At 71.2% G+C, this 16791-nt stretch carries 17 protein-coding genes; 12 read left to right on the top strand and 5 right to left on the bottom strand.

Annotated features, from left to right (window positions below; all coding sequences use genetic code 11):
• Positions 1 to 194 precede the first annotated feature (194 nt).
• Complete coding sequence (locus AB0G16_RS25340; RefSeq protein WP_362809660.1) at positions 195 to 803, bottom strand: DUF3043 domain-containing protein; 609 nt, start codon at positions 801 to 803, stop codon at positions 195 to 197.
• Between the two features lie 145 nt (positions 804 to 948).
• On the opposite strand from AB0G16_RS25340, the gene AB0G16_RS25335 reads away from it, so the two are divergent.
• From AB0G16_RS25335 to AB0G16_RS25305, 7 genes are all read left to right on the top strand, one after another.
• Positions 949 to 1800, top strand: coding sequence for a PspA/IM30 family protein (locus AB0G16_RS25335; protein ID WP_362809658.1), 852 nt, complete (start codon positions 949 to 951; stop codon positions 1798 to 1800).
• A complete protein-coding gene (locus tag AB0G16_RS25330; protein ID WP_362809655.1) occupies positions 1797 to 2075 on the top strand; it encodes a hypothetical protein in 279 nt (92 codons plus the stop codon). The genes AB0G16_RS25335 and AB0G16_RS25330 overlap by 4 nt, the downstream gene beginning before the upstream one ends.
• Before the next feature lie 10 nt (positions 2076 to 2085).
• On the top strand, positions 2086 to 2991 hold the full coding sequence (gene htpX, locus AB0G16_RS25325; RefSeq protein WP_362809652.1) for a zinc metalloprotease HtpX: 906 nt from the start codon (positions 2086 to 2088) through the stop codon (positions 2989 to 2991).
• Positions 2992 to 3005: 14 nt separating this feature from the next.
• Positions 3006 to 3683 carry a hypothetical protein gene (locus AB0G16_RS25320; protein WP_362809669.1) on the top strand — a complete coding sequence of 226 codons (678 nt, stop codon included), beginning with the start codon at positions 3006 to 3008 and terminating at the stop codon, positions 3681 to 3683.
• A 239-nt stretch (positions 3684 to 3922) separates the two neighbouring features.
• Entirely contained in the window at positions 3923 to 6724 is a 2802-nt protein-coding gene (locus AB0G16_RS25315) for a protein kinase (protein WP_362809649.1), read from the top strand.
• Position 6725: 1 nt separating this feature from the next.
• The gene (locus AB0G16_RS25310; protein WP_362809646.1) at positions 6726 to 7478 is read left to right on the top strand and encodes a maleylpyruvate isomerase family mycothiol-dependent enzyme; all 753 of its coding nucleotides are present in this window, start codon (positions 6726 to 6728) and stop codon (positions 7476 to 7478) included.
• Between the two features lie 192 nt (positions 7479 to 7670).
• Positions 7671 to 8381 (top strand): SIMPL domain-containing protein, encoded by a 711-nt coding sequence (locus tag AB0G16_RS25305; RefSeq protein WP_362809642.1) that lies wholly within the window; start codon positions 7671 to 7673, stop codon positions 8379 to 8381.
• A gap of 172 nt (positions 8382 to 8553) precedes the next feature.
• Here the strand turns inward: AB0G16_RS25305 and nadA are convergent, their stop codons facing one another.
• On the bottom strand, positions 8554 to 9708 hold the full coding sequence (gene nadA, locus AB0G16_RS25300) for a quinolinate synthase NadA (protein ID WP_362809639.1): 1155 nt from the start codon (positions 9706 to 9708) through the stop codon (positions 8554 to 8556).
• A gap of 212 nt (positions 9709 to 9920) precedes the next feature.
• On the opposite strand from nadA, the gene AB0G16_RS25295 reads away from it, so the two are divergent.
• Positions 9921 to 10274 carry an iron-sulfur cluster assembly accessory protein gene (locus AB0G16_RS25295; protein WP_030910261.1) on the top strand — a complete coding sequence of 118 codons (354 nt, stop codon included), beginning with the start codon at positions 9921 to 9923 and terminating at the stop codon, positions 10272 to 10274.
• A 208-nt stretch (positions 10275 to 10482) separates the two neighbouring features.
• Positions 10483 to 11469, top strand: coding sequence for a carbohydrate kinase family protein (locus AB0G16_RS25290; protein ID WP_362809636.1), 987 nt, complete (start codon positions 10483 to 10485; stop codon positions 11467 to 11469).
• Between the two features lie 233 nt (positions 11470 to 11702).
• On the opposite strand, the gene AB0G16_RS25285 is transcribed toward AB0G16_RS25290, so the two are convergent.
• The 3 genes from AB0G16_RS25285 to AB0G16_RS25275 form a co-directional block, all read right to left on the bottom strand.
• The gene (locus tag AB0G16_RS25285) at positions 11703 to 12125 is read right to left on the bottom strand and encodes a CBS domain-containing protein (RefSeq protein WP_362809633.1); all 423 of its coding nucleotides are present in this window, start codon (positions 12123 to 12125) and stop codon (positions 11703 to 11705) included.
• A gap of 83 nt (positions 12126 to 12208) precedes the next feature.
• Positions 12209 to 12478, bottom strand: a complete 270-nt coding sequence (locus tag AB0G16_RS25280; RefSeq protein ID WP_362809630.1) for a sulfurtransferase TusA family protein — start codon at positions 12476 to 12478, stop codon at positions 12209 to 12211.
• Between the two features lie 25 nt (positions 12479 to 12503).
• A complete protein-coding gene (locus tag AB0G16_RS25275; protein WP_362809627.1) occupies positions 12504 to 13640 on the bottom strand; it encodes an aminotransferase class V-fold PLP-dependent enzyme in 1137 nt (378 codons plus the stop codon).
• Between the two features lie 218 nt (positions 13641 to 13858).
• Here AB0G16_RS25275 and coxB point away from each other — a divergent pair, with 218 nt between their 5' ends.
• The 3 genes from coxB to AB0G16_RS25260 are packed head-to-tail and all read left to right on the top strand — an operon-like array spanning position 13859 to position 16661.
• Positions 13859 to 14608 (top strand): cytochrome c oxidase subunit II, encoded by a 750-nt coding sequence (gene coxB / locus AB0G16_RS25270; protein WP_362809624.1) that lies wholly within the window; start codon positions 13859 to 13861, stop codon positions 14606 to 14608.
• Positions 14605 to 16269: a cytochrome c oxidase subunit I gene (ctaD, locus tag AB0G16_RS25265; RefSeq protein WP_362809621.1), complete on the top strand. Its 1665-nt coding sequence runs from the start codon at positions 14605 to 14607 to the stop codon at positions 16267 to 16269. Before coxB ends, ctaD begins: the two co-directional genes overlap by 4 nt.
• A complete protein-coding gene (locus tag AB0G16_RS25260; RefSeq protein ID WP_362809618.1) occupies positions 16266 to 16661 on the top strand; it encodes a cytochrome c oxidase subunit 4 in 396 nt (131 codons plus the stop codon). The genes ctaD and AB0G16_RS25260 overlap by 4 nt, the downstream gene beginning before the upstream one ends.
• Positions 16662 to 16791 lie beyond the last annotated feature (130 nt).

Here is a 16791-nt window from a genome sequence, read left to right as displayed (position 1 = left end):
GAAGGCGATGGACACCACCACCCCCGCCCCCGGCGCCGCGGCCAGCAGATCGGCGCCGCGGACGTGATCTTCGTCCCCAACTACACCTCCCAGGGCAGACATGATCATGGGGCCGCCGCGGTGGGTCTCCTTCGCCGACGGTGTCCCGGCGGGACCCGGAGGCCGGTCTCCCGCCCGGTCCGCGGGCGGTGCCGTCACTTCTTCGGCGGGACGGGCCTGCCGCCCGGCAGCACCTCGGGAGGCGGGAAGCGCAGCTTGCGGATCTGCAGGGCACGCATGGCGGCGTAGAAGCCGACGCCCTTGAGGTTCTCGCCCGGGAACTTCTCGGCGGTGAGCTTCTTCACCTTCCACGACACCCAGATCGAGGTGAGCAGCACGCCGACCATCATGAGCGGCCAGCCGATCGTGATCACCGCGACGTAGATGTACCCCCGCACGCTCACCGGGAAGGGGATCCAGGTCAGCAGCAGGATCAGGATGGAGAACGGCAGGAAGTACTGGCTCACGATGCGCCGGGAGTCGACCCAGTCACGTGCGAACTTCTTGGCGGGCCCCCTGTCGCGGGCGGGGAAGTAGCGCTCCTCGCCGCGGAGCATGCCCTCGCGCGCCCTGGCGCGCTCACCGGCCTGCCGCTCGCGGAGCTGCCGGTAGGCCTCTTTGCGGTTCTGAGGGGCGTTCACCGGCTGCCGGCGACGGCCTTCGGCGTCCCGCCGCTTCGGTGTGGGACGCCCCTTGCCCGCAGGCTTAGGATCGTTGGCGGAGGCGGGGGAGTCGTCCGCGGTGGTCTGGGTACGTCGGAACACAAGGCCAGCCTACCGGGACTGCAACTTAGTGACGCCCCCGCGCGTTATGCGTAGGGTGAACCCTATGGTGGCTCCGGTGCTTTTCGGGGGCCGGGATCACTGGGTGGGCCCGAAGCGCACTTGAAGAAGGGGACGGCCGACGCGCATGAGCGTGATGAAGAGACTTTCGCTGATCTTCAGGTCCAAGGCGAACAACGCGTTGGACAAGATGGAAGATCCTCGCGAGACCCTGGACTACTCATATCAGCGCCAGCTGGAGTTGTTGCAGAAGGTGCGCCGGGGCGTGGCGGACGTCGCCACCTCCCGCAAGCGTGTGGAACTTCAGATCAACCAGATCGAGGCGCAGTCGCGCAAGCTCGAGGAGCAGGGCCGCAAGGCCCTCGGCGTCGGTCGTGAGGACCTGGCCCGCGAGGCGCTGACCCGCCGTGGCGGCCTGCAGACCCAGATCGCCGACCTCCGCGTGCAGCACGACAACCTGCAGGCCGAGGAGGAGAAGCTCACCACGGCCTCCCACCGGTTGCAGGCCAAGGTCGACTCCTTCCGTACGAGGAAGGAGACGATCAAGGCGACCTACACCGCGGCCGAGGCGCAGACACGGATCAACGAGGCCTTCTCCGGCATCTCCGAGGAGATGGGTGACGTCGGCCTGGCGATCCAGCGTGCCGAGGACAAGACGGCCTCCATGCAGGCCCGTGCGGGAGCCATCGACGAGCTGCTGGCGAGCGGCGCGCTCGACGACTTCAGCGGCCAGCGCGGCGACGACATCCAGGCCGAGCTCGACCGCATGGGCGGCGGGCAGGACGTGGAGCTGGAGATCGCGCGGATGAAGGCCGAGCTCGGCCAGGGCAGCGGCCCGCAGGGCGCGATCACCTCCGGTCCCGGCCAGCAGCAGCCCCAGCCCCAGCAGCAGCCCCACCCGCAGCAGCAGGCCCAGCAGTATCCGCCGCAGCAGGACAACCAGACCCAGCAGCTGCGCCAGCCGGGGGAGGGCCAGTGATCGTCCGCATCATGGGGGAGGGCCAGATCGACATCGCCGCGGCCGACCTCGACGTGCTCAACAGCCTGGACGCCGAGCTGGAGGCCGCCATCGAGGCCGGCGAGGAGGAGGCCTTCCGCACGCGGCTGCACGCCCTGCTCGACAAGGTCCGCCACGTCGGCAAGGCGCTGCCGGACGACAGCCTGGAGTCCTCGGAGCTGATTTTGCCGCCGGCCGACGCTTCCATGGAGGAAGTGCGGGAGATGCTCGGTAACGAGGGACTGATCCCCGGCTAGCGTTGGGTGTATGGCACAGACCCGGTTCGCCCCGGACCGGGGACTGACCAGGCGCATGGTGGCGACCATGTTCCTGCTCGGACTGCTCTACGTGGTCTTCGTGGCCGTGTTGATCGCGTCGGGCGTCCGGGCCGTCATGGTGCTGCTCATCGCCGGCGGCTTCCTGCTGGCGCAGTACTTCATGGCCGACCGTCTCGCGTTGTTCGCGATGCACGGGCGTGTGGTCACCCCGCAGGAGGCCCCCGAGCTGCACGGCATGGTCGACCGGTTGTGCGCTCTGGCCGACATGCCCAAGCCCCGGGTGGCGATCGCCGACTCCGACGTGCCCAACGCGTTCGCCACGGGCCGCAACCGCAAGAACTCCGTGGTCTGCGTGACCACGGGGTTGCTGCGCCGCCTGGACGCCGCCGAGCTGGAGGGCGTGCTCGCCCACGAGATGTCCCACGTCGCCCACCGGGACGTCGCGGTCATGACGGTGGCGTCCTTCCTCGGTGTCGTGGCCGGGCTCATGACCAGGGTCGCCCTGTACGGCGGCCTGGGCGGGCGCGGACGCGACGACCGGGGCGGCCTGCCGATCGGCGTGATCATCCTGCTGGTCTCGGCCCTGGTGTACGCGGTCGGTTTCCTGCTGACCAGGGCGCTGTCGCGCTACCGGGAACTGGCCGCCGACCGGGCGGGGGCCCTGCTCACCCAGCGCCCGTCGGTCCTGGCCGGCGCCCTCGTCAAGATCAGCGGCGAGATGGCCCGCATCCCGACCCGGGACCTGCGCGAGGCCGAGCCGTTCAACGCCTTCTTCCTGGTGCCCGCCCTGTCCGGCAAGGCGGGGCTGTCCGCGCTCTTCGCGACCCACCCGCCGCTGGAGCGGCGCCTGGAGCAGCTCGGCAGGATCTCCGCCCAGCTCGGCCGGGGCGGATGAGCCCGGTGGGCCGGATGCGCTGGTGGGACAGGCTGCTGGGACGCGGGGAGGTGGCCCGGCCCGACCTGGACGCGCTGTTCGCGCTGCCCTCGGCCGCGGTGACCCTGCGGGCGGCGACCGGGCTGGCGCCGACGGGGCTGGGAGCGGTCTGTTTCCGCGCGGCCGAGGGCGCGGCCTTCGCCGAACTGGAGCGCGACGTCACCGGGCTCCTGGACGCCGGGGGAGGCCCGCCGGTGGAGGCGTCCACGGACTCCTTCGGCTACACCTGGCTCCTGGTACGCCGCACCGCCCCCTCCGGCGACCCGCTCGGTGATCTCGTCACCGACCTGCACGCGGTCAACTCCTCCCTGGAGGCGGCCGGATTCGGCCCCTCGCTGCTCTGCTCGCTGGTCTCGTTCGCCGGCCCGGCCGGCCGCCGGCTCGCCATGGTCTACCTCTACAAGCAGGGCACCTTCTACCCGTTCGCCCCGCTGTCTCCGCTGTCTCCGTCGTCCGGCCGGACGGGCGGGGCGGGCACGGCGGACGGAGCGGGAAGGACGGGCGGGGCGGGCGGGACGGGCGGAACTGACGAGGCGGGCCGGCGCAGGGACAACGCCCTGGAGCTGCAGGTGCGCGCCGCGCTCGGCGAGGAACTGCGGATCGAGCCGGACCTGGGCCGCTGGTTCCCCCTCTGGGGCGCACCCGGCCTCTGAGCGGACCCCGCCCCCCGCCGAGCCCCCGGACGACTTCGTGCCGCTCCCGCGTGGACCCCGGACGGACCGCTGACGAACCCCGGACGGACCCCGGACAACTTCGTGCCGGCCCCGCGAGGAACCCCGTGTGGGCCGGGCCTGGGGGTCGTGCCCGCGAGCCTTCTGGAACGCGCCATTGCGGCCCGTCCGGCTTGCGGTTTGATGTACGTCCTGTGACCCTTTGCCCTCACAATGGGACCTTGAAGTCCACACGGGAGAAGGGTGTGACCATGGCGGACCTCGCGTCCTTGCGGCCCGGGGATCCCGAGCGGGTGAGGGAGTACCGGCTCACCGCGCGCCTCGGCGAGGGCGGTCAGGGCACGGTCTACCTGGGTGAGTCCCCGGCAGGAGTCCGGGTCGCGGTCAAACTGCTCCGGGCCGACCTCACGCAGGACGAGGAGGCGATGGAGCGCTTCGTCCGCGAGGTCAGCACGACCCGGCGGGTCGCGCCGTTCTGCACCGCCGCCGTGATCGACACCGGTGTCGAGGCGCACCGCCCGTACATCATCAGCGAGTACGTCGACGGCCCGACCCTGGACGCGGTGGTGAACGCCGAGGGCCCGCGCGAGGGCGCGGCCCTGCACCGCCTGGCGATCGGCACGGTCACCGCGCTGGTCGCGATCCACCAGGCCGGGATCGTGCACCGCGACTTCAAGCCGTCCAACGTGCTGCTGGCCCCCGACGGCCCCCGCGTGATCGACTTCGGCATCGCCAAGGCCCTCGACCGCACCTCCACGCTGACCGCGATGGCGATCGGCACCCCCTCCTACATGACCCCCGAGCAACTGGCCGGGGAGAACGCGGGATCCCCGGCGGACATGTTCGCCTGGGGGTGCACGATGGTCTTCGCCGCCACCGGGCAGCCGCCGTTCGGCGTCGACAGCCTTCCCGCGATCTTCAACCGGATCATGAACGTGGAACCGGACCTGTCGGCGATCACCGATCCGGCCCTGCGCGCCCTGGTCGGGCAGTGCCTGTCCAAGGACGCGGCCCGGAGGCCCACGGCGGGCGAGGCGCTGCTGCGGCTGCTCGGCCACGCGGGCGGCCCGGCCGGGGCCGCGCCGCCCACCGCGCCCCGGGGCATCCTGGCCGAGGGTTCCGCCGCGGCGGCCCAGCGGACCGGCCCCGGCGGGTACCCGGCCGGCGACGATACCGGGCTCGCCGGGCTCGCCGGGCTCGCCGGGCCCGCCGGACACGAAGGGCCCGGCTCCACGGGCGGCGACCGCGCCTGGCGGGAACAGCGGCCCCAGCAGGATCGGCAGGCGCTCGCCTGGCAGAGTGGCCCCGGCGGGGGCTACCCCGTCCAAGATTCGAACACCTCCGACGCCCGGGGCTACCCGGGAGGTCCAGGACCCGCGGGCCCCCCGCCCCGGTCCGGGCCCGCGCAGCACTCCGACGCCCACGGGTATCCGGGACGGTCCGGCCCGCAGGGGTACGCCCGGCAGCCCGGCCCGCCGCAGAACTCGCACCCCCACCCGGGACGGTCCGGCCCGCAGGCGTACGCGCAACAGTCCGGCCCGCAGCCGTACGCGCAAGGGCCCGGCTCCCCGCACGTCTCCGGCCCGCAGGCCTACGCGCAAGGACCAGGCCTCCCGCACGTCTCCGACCCGCGCGGTCACCCGGGAGGCCACCCGGGAGGCCCCGGGCCGGTCGGCCGGCCCCAGGGCTCCGAGCCGCACGGCGACCCCTGGCGGCAGGGCCCCCCGGGAACGGCGCCCGCCCCGGGCGGATACCCGGGCCAGGGCGGATACGGGCACGACCCCCGGCAACCGCACCAACCGCAGCAGGCACACCGGGCGTACCAGGCCGATCCGGGCATCCCTCCGTACGGCGCGCCCGCGACCCATCCCTCCGGCGGTCCCCCGCATCACGCACAGGGCGCGCCCGCCCACCCGGGGCAGGGCACGCCGGGCACGCCGGCTCGTGGTCGCCGCGGGGTGTGGCTCGCGGCCGGAGGTGCCCTGCTGGCCACCGCCCTCGTCGCCGGCGGCGTCGTGCTGGCGACGCGCGACGGCACCGGCACGCCGGTGGCCACCCGGACGGAGGGCACGCGCGGGCCGGTCGTCTCCGCCACCCCCACCCCCACCCCCGACGCCCCCGAGGTGCCGCAGGACACCACCCCGATCAAGCTCCCCGGCAGCGCGCTCACGCTCCACGAGAGCGACCGGGACCCGATCAAGCTGAGCTCGTACAGCCTGGAGTGGGACAAGAGCCTCTACGTCCGCAAGGCCGGGACCGACCGGTTCGTCAGGAACGGCAAGTACTTCCAGTACACGGTCAACGCGGCGGGCACCCAGGCGCTGGGCACCGACCGGGTGTACGACACGCAGAGCTACGCGATCGTCTCGGTGGTGGACCACCGCACCGGCGCGGCGAGCCGGATCAGGGTCACCAAGGCCCCGGTCTACCCGACGCTGCCGCAGTGGTCGCCGGACGGCAGGCGCGGTCTGGTGACGCTCTACGAGGCCGTCGGCGACACCAGCAAGGCGTACGGCTTCGCGATCATCGACGTGGCGGCCGGGAAGGCGAAGATCGTCCGGGTCAGGGAGAAGGACGCCGGGAGGTGGAGCTACTTCTGGCGGGGCGACGGCCGCGCCGTGGGCACCTGGGCGCTGGACGGCAAGACCCAGCGCATCCGCTTCTACGACCTGCAGGGCACCGTGCTGCAGACCCTGCTGGACGTGGGAACCCCGATCACCGTCGAGGGTGACGACATCTCGCCGTCGGGCTCGTCGCTGCTGACGTACTGCAAGAGGACCGAGAAGGAGATCTGCGTCTGGTCGACGGTGTCGGACGGCCCGCCGAGGGTACGCGTCCCCTTCCCCACGGAACGGCTGATCGGCTGGTACGACGATCACCACATCGCGGGCTGGCGGCGCAAGGGCTCCGGGTACGAGGCCGTGGTGTTCGACTTCACGGGCCGGGTGCGGCGGGTGCTGGCGACCACCACCGACGCCAAGGAGTACGAGAAGCAGTTCATGCGCTTCACACGGGAGGACTGACATGCGGGAGTGGACCCACGAGGAGCACGCCGAGGCCGTCGGCGCGGAGATCACCCGCATGGCCGGGATCGTGCGGGGCCGTGACATGTCGGCCCCGGTACGGACCTGCCCCGGCTGGGACCTGGCGCAGCTCGTCGCGCACGTCGGCGGCGCGCACCGCTGGTCGGCCGCGATGGTGCGCGACCTCGTCGACCGGCCCTACCGTGCCGACGAGATCGAGATGGGCCTGCCCGCCGACGTGAACGGCTACCCGGACTGGCTGGGGGAGGGGGGCGCCCTGCTGTCGGGGACCCTGCTCGCCCGGGACGCCGAGGCGCCGGTGTGGTGCTGGGCCGAGGACCGGCGGGTGCGGTTCTGGTCGAGGCGGATGCTGCACGAGACGGTCGTGCACCGGATGGACGCCGAGCTCGCGCTGGGCGTCCCGGTGGCGGTCGACGAGGACGTGGCGGCCGACGGGGTCGAGGAGTTCCTCGACCTGCTGCCGTACGTGCCCTGGCAGCGGGGCACGGCCGAGCTGAGGGGCGGGGGAGAGACGATCTCGCTGCAGGCCGACACCGGAGCGGGATGGGTGATCACCCTCGATCCCGACCGCTTCCACCACCGGCGGTCCGTGCTGCCCGGGGACGTGACCGTCCGCGCCGCCACCTCGGCCGACCTGCTCCAGGTGGTGTGGGGGCGGCGCGGCGCCGACGACTACGCCGTCGAGGGCGACGCCGCGCTGCTGGCCTGGTGGCGGGAGCGCACCCGGATCTGACCCGCCGAGCCGACCGGTGGGCCTGCGGGTCGCGCGGGGCCGGCGGGGCGCGGGCGGGCCGGCGGGCCGCACCGGCGGGGTGTACGGGTCCCGGCCCGCGCGGGTAAACGTCCGGGCGGGATCCGGCCAGGACACGACAGGCCCGCGACGGGCACGGCGCCGCGCCCACCCGCCCCGTGATGCCATGACCTTATGATCAAGATGTCACAGGCGGTGATGTCGGCCGCGCTGGTGTTCGCCGGGTTGTCCGGGGGCACCGCGCTCGCCGACTCCGAGCCCGCCACGGCCGCCGTCGAGGTGGACCGGCCACAGATCACGGTGACGGGAGAGGGTGTGATGTCGGTCACCCCCGACGTCATGCGGCTCGACACCGGCGTGGAGGTGCGCCGCCCCACCGCGGGCGAGGCGTTCACCGCCGCCCGCACCGCCGCCGCCGCCCTGACGCGGGCGCTGCTCGCGGCCGGGGTCGCGGCCAAGGACCTCAGGACCGACGAGCTCTCCCTCGGCCCCGAGTACAAGGAATATCCCACGATCTCCGGCTACCGGGCCGCGCAGGGCGTCGAGGCCGTCGTCAGGAACATCGACTCCGCCGACGACGTGATCGACGCGGTGGCCGCGGTCGGCGAGGCCGTCCGGCTGAACGGGGTGTCCTTCGAGGTGTCCGACAACCGCGTGCCGCTCAAGGTGGCCCGCGAGATCGCCTTCAGGGACGCCCAGGCCCGTGCCGTGCAGTACGCCAGGCTCGCGGGTCGCCGCCTCGGCATCCCCCTGGAGATCAGCGAGCAGAGCTTCACCCCGCCGACACCGGTCTTCGGCGCCGCCGCGATCGCGGACAAGGCCTCGATCAGCCCCGGCCGCCGGAACGTGTCGGTCAGCGTCAAGGTGGCCTACGAGCTGGAGTAGGCCGCTTCCGGCGTGCTCCACGATCCCGGGTACGCGACAGGTCCCCGGCACACGACGGGCCCCGGCGGGTCACCACCCGCCGGGGCCCGTCCGCGCGCTCCCGGGAGAGCCGGGCGCGGGATCGAGGCCCGCCGGGGACGCGTACGGACCGTCCGCGCCCCGGGGGACCGGATCAGGGCAGGGCCAGCATCCGGTCCAGCGCGACCCCGGCCCAGTGGGCGGTGTCGTCGTCCACGGTGATCTGGTTGACGACCTGGCCGGCGGCGAGCGACTCCAGCGCCCAGACCAGGTGCGGCAGGTCGATCCGGTTCATCGTCGAGCAGTAGCAGACGGTCCGGTCCAGGAACGTCACGTTCTTGTCGGGGAACATGGCGCCGAGCCGCTTGACCAGGTTCAGCTCGGTGCCCACCGCCCAGGAGGACCCGGCCGGGGCCTGCTCGATCTTCTTGATGATGTACTCGGTCGAGCCGACGTGGTCGGCCTTGGTCACCACCTCGTGCCTGCACTCGGGGTGGACCAGCACGTTGACCCCGGGGATGCGGGCGCGGACGTCGTCCACGCACCGGGCGCTGAAGCGGCCGTGCACCGAGCAGTGCCCCTTCCACAGGATCACCGTGGCCGCGGCCAGCCGCTCGGGGGTCAGGCCGCCGCCCGGCCGGTGCGGGTCGTAGACGACGCAGTCGTCCAGGCCGAGGCCCATCTCCAGCACCGCGGTGTTGCGGCCCAGGTGCTGGTCGGGCAGGAAGAGCACCTTCTCGCCGCGCTGGAAGGCCCACTCCAGGGCGCGCCTGGCGTTGGAGGAGGTGCACACGGCGCCGCCGTTGCGCCCGCAGAACGCCTTGATGTCGGCGCTGGAGTTCATGTACGTGACCGGGACGGTGACGTCCGCGATCCCGGCGTCCTGGAGCGCCTCCCAGCACTCCTCGACCTGGTCGAAGGTGGCCATGTCGGCCATCGAGCACCCGGCCGCCAGGTCGGGCAGCACCACCTTCTGCGAGGCGGAGGTGAGGATGTCGGCGGACTCGGCCATGAAGTGCACGCCGCAGAACACGATGTACTCGGCGTCCGGCCGGGCCGCGGCCTCCCTGGCGAGTTTGAACGAGTCGCCGGTCACGTCGGCGAACTCGATGACCTCGTCGCGCTGGTAGTGGTGGCCCAGGACGAAGACCCGCTCGCCGAGCGCCGCCTTGGCCCGCCGGGCGCGCTCCACCAGCGCCGGGTCGGACGCGGCGGGCAGCTCGCCGGGACAGTCGACGCCGCGCTCGCTGTGCGGGTCGACACCCCTGCCGAGGACGAAGAGCGGAAGCCCGGTCTCGGTGGTCGTCACGGCCACACCCCCTTATCGTCGAAGTGACGACTAATGATGACACACGTCCCCGCAGTCTCGTCCGCCGGGAGGGGGGTTCCGGATCCGGGTGGGGAGCGTGCGCCTTTTCAGGAATGTGTGCCGGGGGACAGGTGTTGGTAGCGTCTGAGAAGGACGTCATACACAGACAGCCGTTCCCGGGGAGCGGCCGACGCAGACGCGGGAGTCACCACATGTCGGTTGAGAGCAGCGAGACCACGGCGCAGGGCCTGATCCTCAGTTCCGCGGCCGCCGCGAAGGTCAAGAGCCTGCTGGAGCAGCAGGGCGAGGAGGGTCTCCAGCTGCGCGTGGCCGTGCAGCCCGGTGGCTGTTCCGGCCTGCGCTACCAGCTCTTCTTCGACGACCGTTCGATGGACGGCGACGTCGTCTCCGACTTCGACGGCGTGAGCGTGGTCACCGACCGGATGAGCGCTCCCTACCTCGTGGGCGCCACCGTCGACTTCGTCGACACGATCGAGAAGCAGGGCTTCACGATCGACAACCCGAACGCCACGGGCTCCTGCGCCTGCGGCGACTCGTTCAACTGACCCGGTGGGCACGGCCGGTCCGGTTCGGCTGACCCGGTAGGAACGGCCGGCCCGGACGGGGCGGCTCGTCCGTCGGGACGGACGCGCGAAGGCCCCGCGAGATGACATCGGTCACCTCGCGGGGCCTTCGCGCGCCCGGGACGTCGCGTATTCTTGCGAGGCTCGACCCCCTGTTCCCAAAGATGCTGACAGCGAGGAGAAGAACCCCGTGCGCATCGCCGTCACCGGCTCAATCGCGACCGACCACCTGATGACCTTCCCCGGACGCTTCGGCGACCAGCTCATCGCCGAGCAGCTCGACCGGGTGTCCCTGTCGTTCCTGGTGGACGACCTGCAGATCCGCCGCGGCGGCTGCGCGGCCAACATCGCCTTCGGCATGGGCTGCCTGGGACTGCGGCCCGTCCTGGTCGGCGCGGTCGGCGCGGACTTCGCCGACTACCGGTCCTGGCTGGAGCGTCACGGCGTCGACTGCGACTCCGTGCACGTCTCCGAGATCCACCACACCGCCCGGTTCCTGTGCACCACCGACGAGGAGCACAACCAGATCGCCTCGTTCTACACCGGCGCGATGGCCGAGGCCCGTCTCATCGAGCTGGGCCCGATCGTCGACCGGCTCGGCGGCCTGGACCTGGTGCTGGTCAGCCCCAACGACCCCGACGCGATGCTCAGGCACACCGCCGAGGCGCTCCAGCGGAACATCCCGTTCGCGGCCGACCTCTCCCAGCAGCTCGCCCGCATGCCCGGGGAGCAGATCCGCCAGCTCGTCGACGGTGCCGCCTACCTGTTCGGCAACGACTACGAGAAGGGCATGATCGAGCAGAAGTCCGGGTGGAGCGACGCGGAGATCCTCGACAGGGTCGGCGTCCGCGTCACCACGCTCGGTCCCAAGGGCGTCGTCATCGACCGCAAGGGCGAGCCGCCCCTGCACGTCCCCGCGGCGCCCGAGCTCGGCAAGGCCGACCCCACCGGGGTGGGCGACGCCTTCCGCGCCGGTTTCCTGGCCGCCCTGGCCTGGGGGCTGCCCCTGGAGCGCTGCGGCCAGGTCGGCAACCTCGTCGCCACCCACGTGCTGGAGCGCGTCGGCGGCCAGGAGTACGAGCTCGGCCAGAAGGTCTTCCTGGAGCGCCTCGCCGACGCCTACGGCGCCGACGCCGCCGCGGACGTGTCCGGTTTCCTGAAGTCCCACTACGCCTGACCGCACCGCCGCACCGCCGCACCGCCGCACCGCCGCACCGCCGCACGACCCCGCCGTGTCCCCGTCACGATCCCGCCATGATCCTGATCGTGGCACGGCCGCGTCGCCCGGCCCGTCGCGCATCGCGCCGCCGGGCCGGGTGACGCCCGCGTGGAGACCCCTTGCGGGTCCCCGCGGGGAACCTCCTGTGAGACCCCGCGCGGAGCTCCCCGCGAGACCCCGCGTGAACGAGGTCAGCCGCCCGCGTAGACGCGGTGCACGAACTCGGCCATCTTGTCGTCCGGCAGGTGCCGGGCCAGGTCGGCCTCACTGATCATGCCGATGATGCGGCCGTTCTCGATCACCGGCAGCCGCCGGATCTGGTTCTGCTCCATCTTGGCCAGCGCCTCCGCGACATCGGCGTCCGCCGAGACCCAGACCAGGCCGGTGGCGAGATCCCCGGCGGTGATCTTGGAGGGGTCCTGGCCGTGGGCCACGCACTTGATCACGATGTCGCGGTCGGTGATGATCCCCTTGAGCCGGTCGTCGCTGCCGCAGATGGGCAGCGCGCCCACGTTCATGTCGCGCATCATCTGCGCCGCCCGGTCGAGCGTCTCGTGCGCCTCGACGCACCGGACCCCGGCGTGCATCAGATCCCTGGCGGTCTCACCGCTCATGTCGTCCCCCCGAATCGTCTGGTCGGACTTCCCAGGGGGGACATACCCGATTTGCACGTCAATCAGTGACTAATCAGGACAAATCAGTAGTTGCGTCGCACATGGATGGCCCAGCCCCGCTGCGGGAGCTCGTAGCTGGCCACGTGACGGTGCGACTTCAACCGGCACCAGGCGGGGATGTCGGTGAAGGCGGCGGGGTCGTCGGCCAGCACCTCGACGATCGCGTTGAGCGGGACGTAGTTGATCTGGTCGGCCAGCATGATGATCGGGATCGGGCACTTCTTGCCCAGCGCGTCGATGGTCAGCGCCGGAGGCTGGGCGGACCCCGCCGAGGTGGCCTGGCTGGACGTCATGACCTCTTCACTCCCCGAATGTTGATCACAGCTTTACCCCCGCCTCCTCCCGGATCCTGCGCACCACGTCGGGCAGGACGGACAGGAAGCGGTCGACATCCGTCGCCGACGCGCCCCGGGGCAGCGACACCCGTACGTTCCCGTGGGTGAGCACGCCCATGGCCTCCAAAACATGCGACGGACGAAGCGTACTCGCCGTACACGAGCTGCCGGAGGATACCGAGAACCCCGTCCTGTCCAGTTCGGTCAGAAGTGCCTCACCTTCCACGTAAAGACACGAGAAGGTGATGATGTGCGGTGCCCGCGCCACCGGATCGCCGATCACCTCGACGTCCGGGACGGTCCGGGCGACCTCGGCCCTGACCCGGTCCACGAGCGCGGAGAGCCGGGCCGACTCGATGGCCGACTCGGCCACCGTGGCACGCAGCGCCGCCGCCGCCGCGACGATCGCCGGGACGTTCTCGAACCCGGGCACCCGCCGGCGCTCGCGGTCGTCGTCGGGCAGCGGGCTGCGCCAGCGGGTGCCCTTGCGGACCACCAGCACCCCCACCCCGGCCGGGCCGCCCCACTTGTGCGCGCTGGCGGCCAGCACCGACCAGCCCGCGGGCAACGGCATCCTGCCCGCGGTCTGGGCGGCGTCCACCAGCAGCGGCACCCCCGCCCCGGCGCACGCCTCGGCGGCCTCGGCCACCGGTTGCAGGGTCCCGACCTCGTGGTTGGCGCTCTGCAGGCAGGCCAGCGCCGTGCCCTCGGCGCGCACCGCCTCGGCGAACGCGCCCGCCTCGACCGCCCCGGTGATGCCGACGCCGACCGTCTCGACCGCGCCGCCGTCGCGCTCGTGGATGCCCGCGGCGTGCAGCACGCTGGAGTGCTCCACCGCCGAGGTCACCAGGCGCCGCCCGGCCCGGCGCCGCCCGTGCAGGGTGCCGAGCACGCCCAGGTGCACCGCCTGGGTCCCCGAGGAGGTGAAGGAGACCTCGTCGGGCCTGGCCCCCAGGGCCTCGGCCACCTCGGTCCTGGCCTGTTCCAGTAACATCCTGGCCCGGCGGGCCGAACCGTACAGCCTCGCGGGATCGGCCCAGCCGACGTCCAGGGCCGCGATCAGAGCCTCGCGGGCCTGGGGGTGCAGCGGCTCGGTGGAGGCCGCGTCGAAGTACGCCACACCCCCAATCGTCGCACCACACGCGGTGCGGGCGGGGGCTGGGCGGGAGGGCGGCCCTCGGTCGCGCTAATGTGTCCCCCAGCGTGAAGCTGCTGACTACGAAAAACCGAACGTGAACAAACGATCTCCCAGGAGCGACTCCTGGGCTTCATCTGTGGGGTAGGCGATCCGTGAGTCCGACCCGCCGTTCTGTACGGCGTCCGTTGGCCCGCCGCCGGGTGCCACGCGCCGCCGCTCTGGCGCTGCCGCTGGTTTCCCTGACGGCGTGCAGTGCCGAAGACTGGTCCCGAGGCGGTCTGCCCGAGGGCATCACCGAGCAGTCCAACGCCGTCCAGAGTCTGTGGAACGGATCGTGGATCGCCGCCCTGGGCACCGGTGTGGTCGTGTGGGGGCTGATCCTGTGGTCCGTCGCCTTCCACCGCAAGAGGAAGAACTCCCCCGACGAGCTGCCGCCCCAGGTGCGGTACAACCTGCCGATCGAGATCCTCTACACGGTGATCCCGATCATCATGGTCGGCGTGTTCTTCTTCTTCACCGCCCGGGACCAGAACTACATCACCACGATGTCCGGCAAGCCCGACGTGACGGTCAAGGTGGAGGGCTTCCAGTGGAGCTGGCGCTTCACCACCGAGGCCGGCGGCAAGACCGTCCAGGTGGCCGGCATGCCGGCGGAGAACTACCTCAAGGGCCCGCAGCTCGTGCTGCCGGCCGGTAGGAACGTCAGGTTCCTGCTCAACTCGCCCGACGTCATCCACTCCTTCTGGGTCCCGGCGTTCCACTTCAAGCTGGACGTGATCCCGGGCGTGGACAACCGGTTCGAGGTCCGGACCCTGGACAGGGAAGGCGTCTTCGCCGGACGCTGCGCCGAACTGTGCGGCGTGGACCACAGCCGGATGCTCTTCTCGGTGAAGCTCGTCAAGGCAGACGACTTCGACAGGTACATCGCTAGTCAGGCCGGTGTCCAGTGACAGAGACCAACAACCCCATCGCCCTCTCCTCGTCGAGGCCGACCCCCAAGGGCTCGATCATCGTCAAGTGGGCCTCGTCCACCGACCACAAGATCATCGGTCATCTCTACCTGATCACCTCGTTCGTCTTCTTCCTGATCGGCGGCGTGATGGCGCTGGTCATGAGGGCGGAGCTGGCGCAGCCGGGTCTCCAGATGATCAGCAACGAGCAGTTCAACCAGCTGTTCACCATGCACGGCACGATCATGCTGCTGATGTTCGCGACCCCGCTGTTCGCCGGGTTCGCCAACGAGCTGATGCCGCTGCAGATCGGCGCCCCCGACGTCGCCTTCCCGCGGCTGAACATGGTCAGCTACTGGCTCTTCGCCTTCGGCAGCACGATCGCGCTGGCGGGGTTCATCACCCCGGGCGGCGCGGCCAGCTTCGGCTGGACCGCCTACGCCCCGCTGTCGGACGCGATCTTCTCGCCCGGCATCGGCGCCGACCTGTGGATCGTCGGACTGACCATCAGCGGTCTGGGCACGATCCTCGGCTCGGTGAACTTCATCACCACGATCGTGTGCATGCGCGCGCCCGGCATGACCATGTTCCGGATGCCGATGTTCACCTGGAACATCCTGCTCACCTCGATCCTGGTGCTGATGGCCTTCCCGGTGCTCGCCGCCGCGCTGCTGGCCCTGGAGGCCGACCGCAAGCTCGGCACGCACATCTTCGACCCCCAGAACGGCGGCGCGCTGCTGTGGCAGCACCTGTTCTGGTTCTTCGGTCACCCCGAGGTGTACATCATCGCGCTGCCGTTCTTCGGCATCATCACCGAGGTCATCCCGGTCTTCAGCCGTAAGCCGCTGTTCGGCTACATCAGCCTGGTCGGCGCCACCATCGCCATCGCGGGCCTGTCGATCACGGTGTGGGCGCACCACATGTTCGCCACCGGCCAGGTGCTGCTGCCGTTCTTCTCGTTCATGACGTTCCTCATCGCGGTGCCCACCGGGGTGAAGTTCTTCAACTGGATCGGCACCATGTGGCGCGGCCACCTGTCGTTCGAGTCGCCGATGCTGTTCTCGATCGGCTTCCTGGTGACGTTCCTCTTCGGCGGCCTGACCGGCGTCATCCTGGCCTCCCCGCCGCTGGACTTCCACGTGGCCGACTCCTACTTCGTGGTCGCGCACTTCCACTACGTGGTCTTCGGCACCGTGGTGTTCGCCATGTTCGCCGGGTTCTACTTCTGGTGGCCCAAGTTCACCGGCACGATGCTGAACGACCGGCTGGGCAAGGTGCACTTCTGGACGCTGTTCATCGGCTTCCACACCACCTTCCTGGTCCAGCACTGGCTGGGCGCGCAGGGCTTCCCGCGCCGCTACGCCGACTACAGCCCGATCGACGGGTTCACCGACCTGAACATGGTCTCGTCGGTGGGCGCTTTCCTGCTGGGCGCCTCGACGCTGCCGTTCATGTACAACGTGTGGAAGACCGCCAAGACCGCGCCGCGGATCACGGTGGACGACCCGTGGGGTTACGGCAACTCCCTGGAGTGGGCGACGTCCTGCCCGCCGCCGAGGCACAACTTCACCTCGCTGCCCCGCATCAGGTCCGAGCGTCCCGCGTTCGACCTCAAGCGCCCGTACGAACCGGCCCCCCGTGAGCTGGAGGAGGTCCGATGAAGGTCCAGGGCTGGCTGTTCATCCTGTGCGGCGTGTTCTTCGCCGCCGTGGACGTCGTCTACTGGTACTGGTCCAAGGAGCCGGTCGGCACGACCGCGATGGCCATCTCGGTGGGCTTCGCGTTCATGATCGGTTACTACCTCATGTACACGGCCCGCCGCATCGGCGACCAGCCTGAGGACGACAAGCAGGGCGAGATCGCCGACGGCGCCGGGGAGCTCGGCTTCTTCAGCCCGCACAGCTGGTGGCCGCTCTTCGTCTGCCTGGCGGTCGCGCTCACCGCGATCGGCCTGGTCATCGGCTGGTGGCTGTTCCTGATCGGGGTCTTCGCGGTCCTGATGGCCACGATCGGCTTCGTCTTCGAGTACTACCGGGGCAACTTCTCGCACTGACCCCGTCCGGGCGTCACCGGGGGATCCGTCGAACCGGCCCCCGGCCCCTGGCGACAGGCGGACCACGGAAAGCTTCCGTGGTCCGCTTTTTGTCGTTTATTGGACGCTCAGGGTGGATGTCCGCTGTGGT

It is taken from the genome of Streptosporangium sp. NPDC023615 (assembly GCF_040640155.1).
GTDB lineage: Bacteria > Actinomycetota > Actinomycetes > Streptosporangiales > Streptosporangiaceae > Streptosporangium.
This window is presented reverse-complemented; position numbering and strand designations above follow the sequence as displayed.

Bases quoted from the DNA above. Each gene is read 5' to 3' on its own strand.
- AB0G16_RS25285 (WP_362809633.1), bottom strand. From the start codon at position 12,125: ATGAGCGGTGAGACCGCCAGGGATCTGATGCACGCCGGGGTCCGGTGC.
- htpX (WP_362809652.1), top strand. From the start codon at position 2,086: ATGGCACAGACCCGGTTCGCCCCGGACCGGGGACTGACCAGGCGCATG.
- AB0G16_RS25310 (WP_362809646.1), top strand. From the start codon at position 6,726: ATGCGGGAGTGGACCCACGAGGAGCACGCCGAGGCCGTCGGCGCGGAG.
- AB0G16_RS25335 (WP_362809658.1), top strand. From the start codon at position 949: ATGAGCGTGATGAAGAGACTTTCGCTGATCTTCAGGTCCAAGGCGAAC.
- AB0G16_RS25295 (WP_030910261.1), top strand. From the start codon at position 9,921: ATGTCGGTTGAGAGCAGCGAGACCACGGCGCAGGGCCTGATCCTCAGT.
- AB0G16_RS25320 (WP_362809669.1), top strand. From the start codon at position 3,006: ATGCGCTGGTGGGACAGGCTGCTGGGACGCGGGGAGGTGGCCCGGCCC.
- AB0G16_RS25280 (WP_362809630.1), bottom strand. From the start codon at position 12,478: ATGACGTCCAGCCAGGCCACCTCGGCGGGGTCCGCCCAGCCTCCGGCG.
- AB0G16_RS25305 (WP_362809642.1), top strand. From the start codon at position 7,671: ATGATCAAGATGTCACAGGCGGTGATGTCGGCCGCGCTGGTGTTCGCC.
- AB0G16_RS25260 (WP_362809618.1), top strand. From the start codon at position 16,266: ATGAAGGTCCAGGGCTGGCTGTTCATCCTGTGCGGCGTGTTCTTCGCC.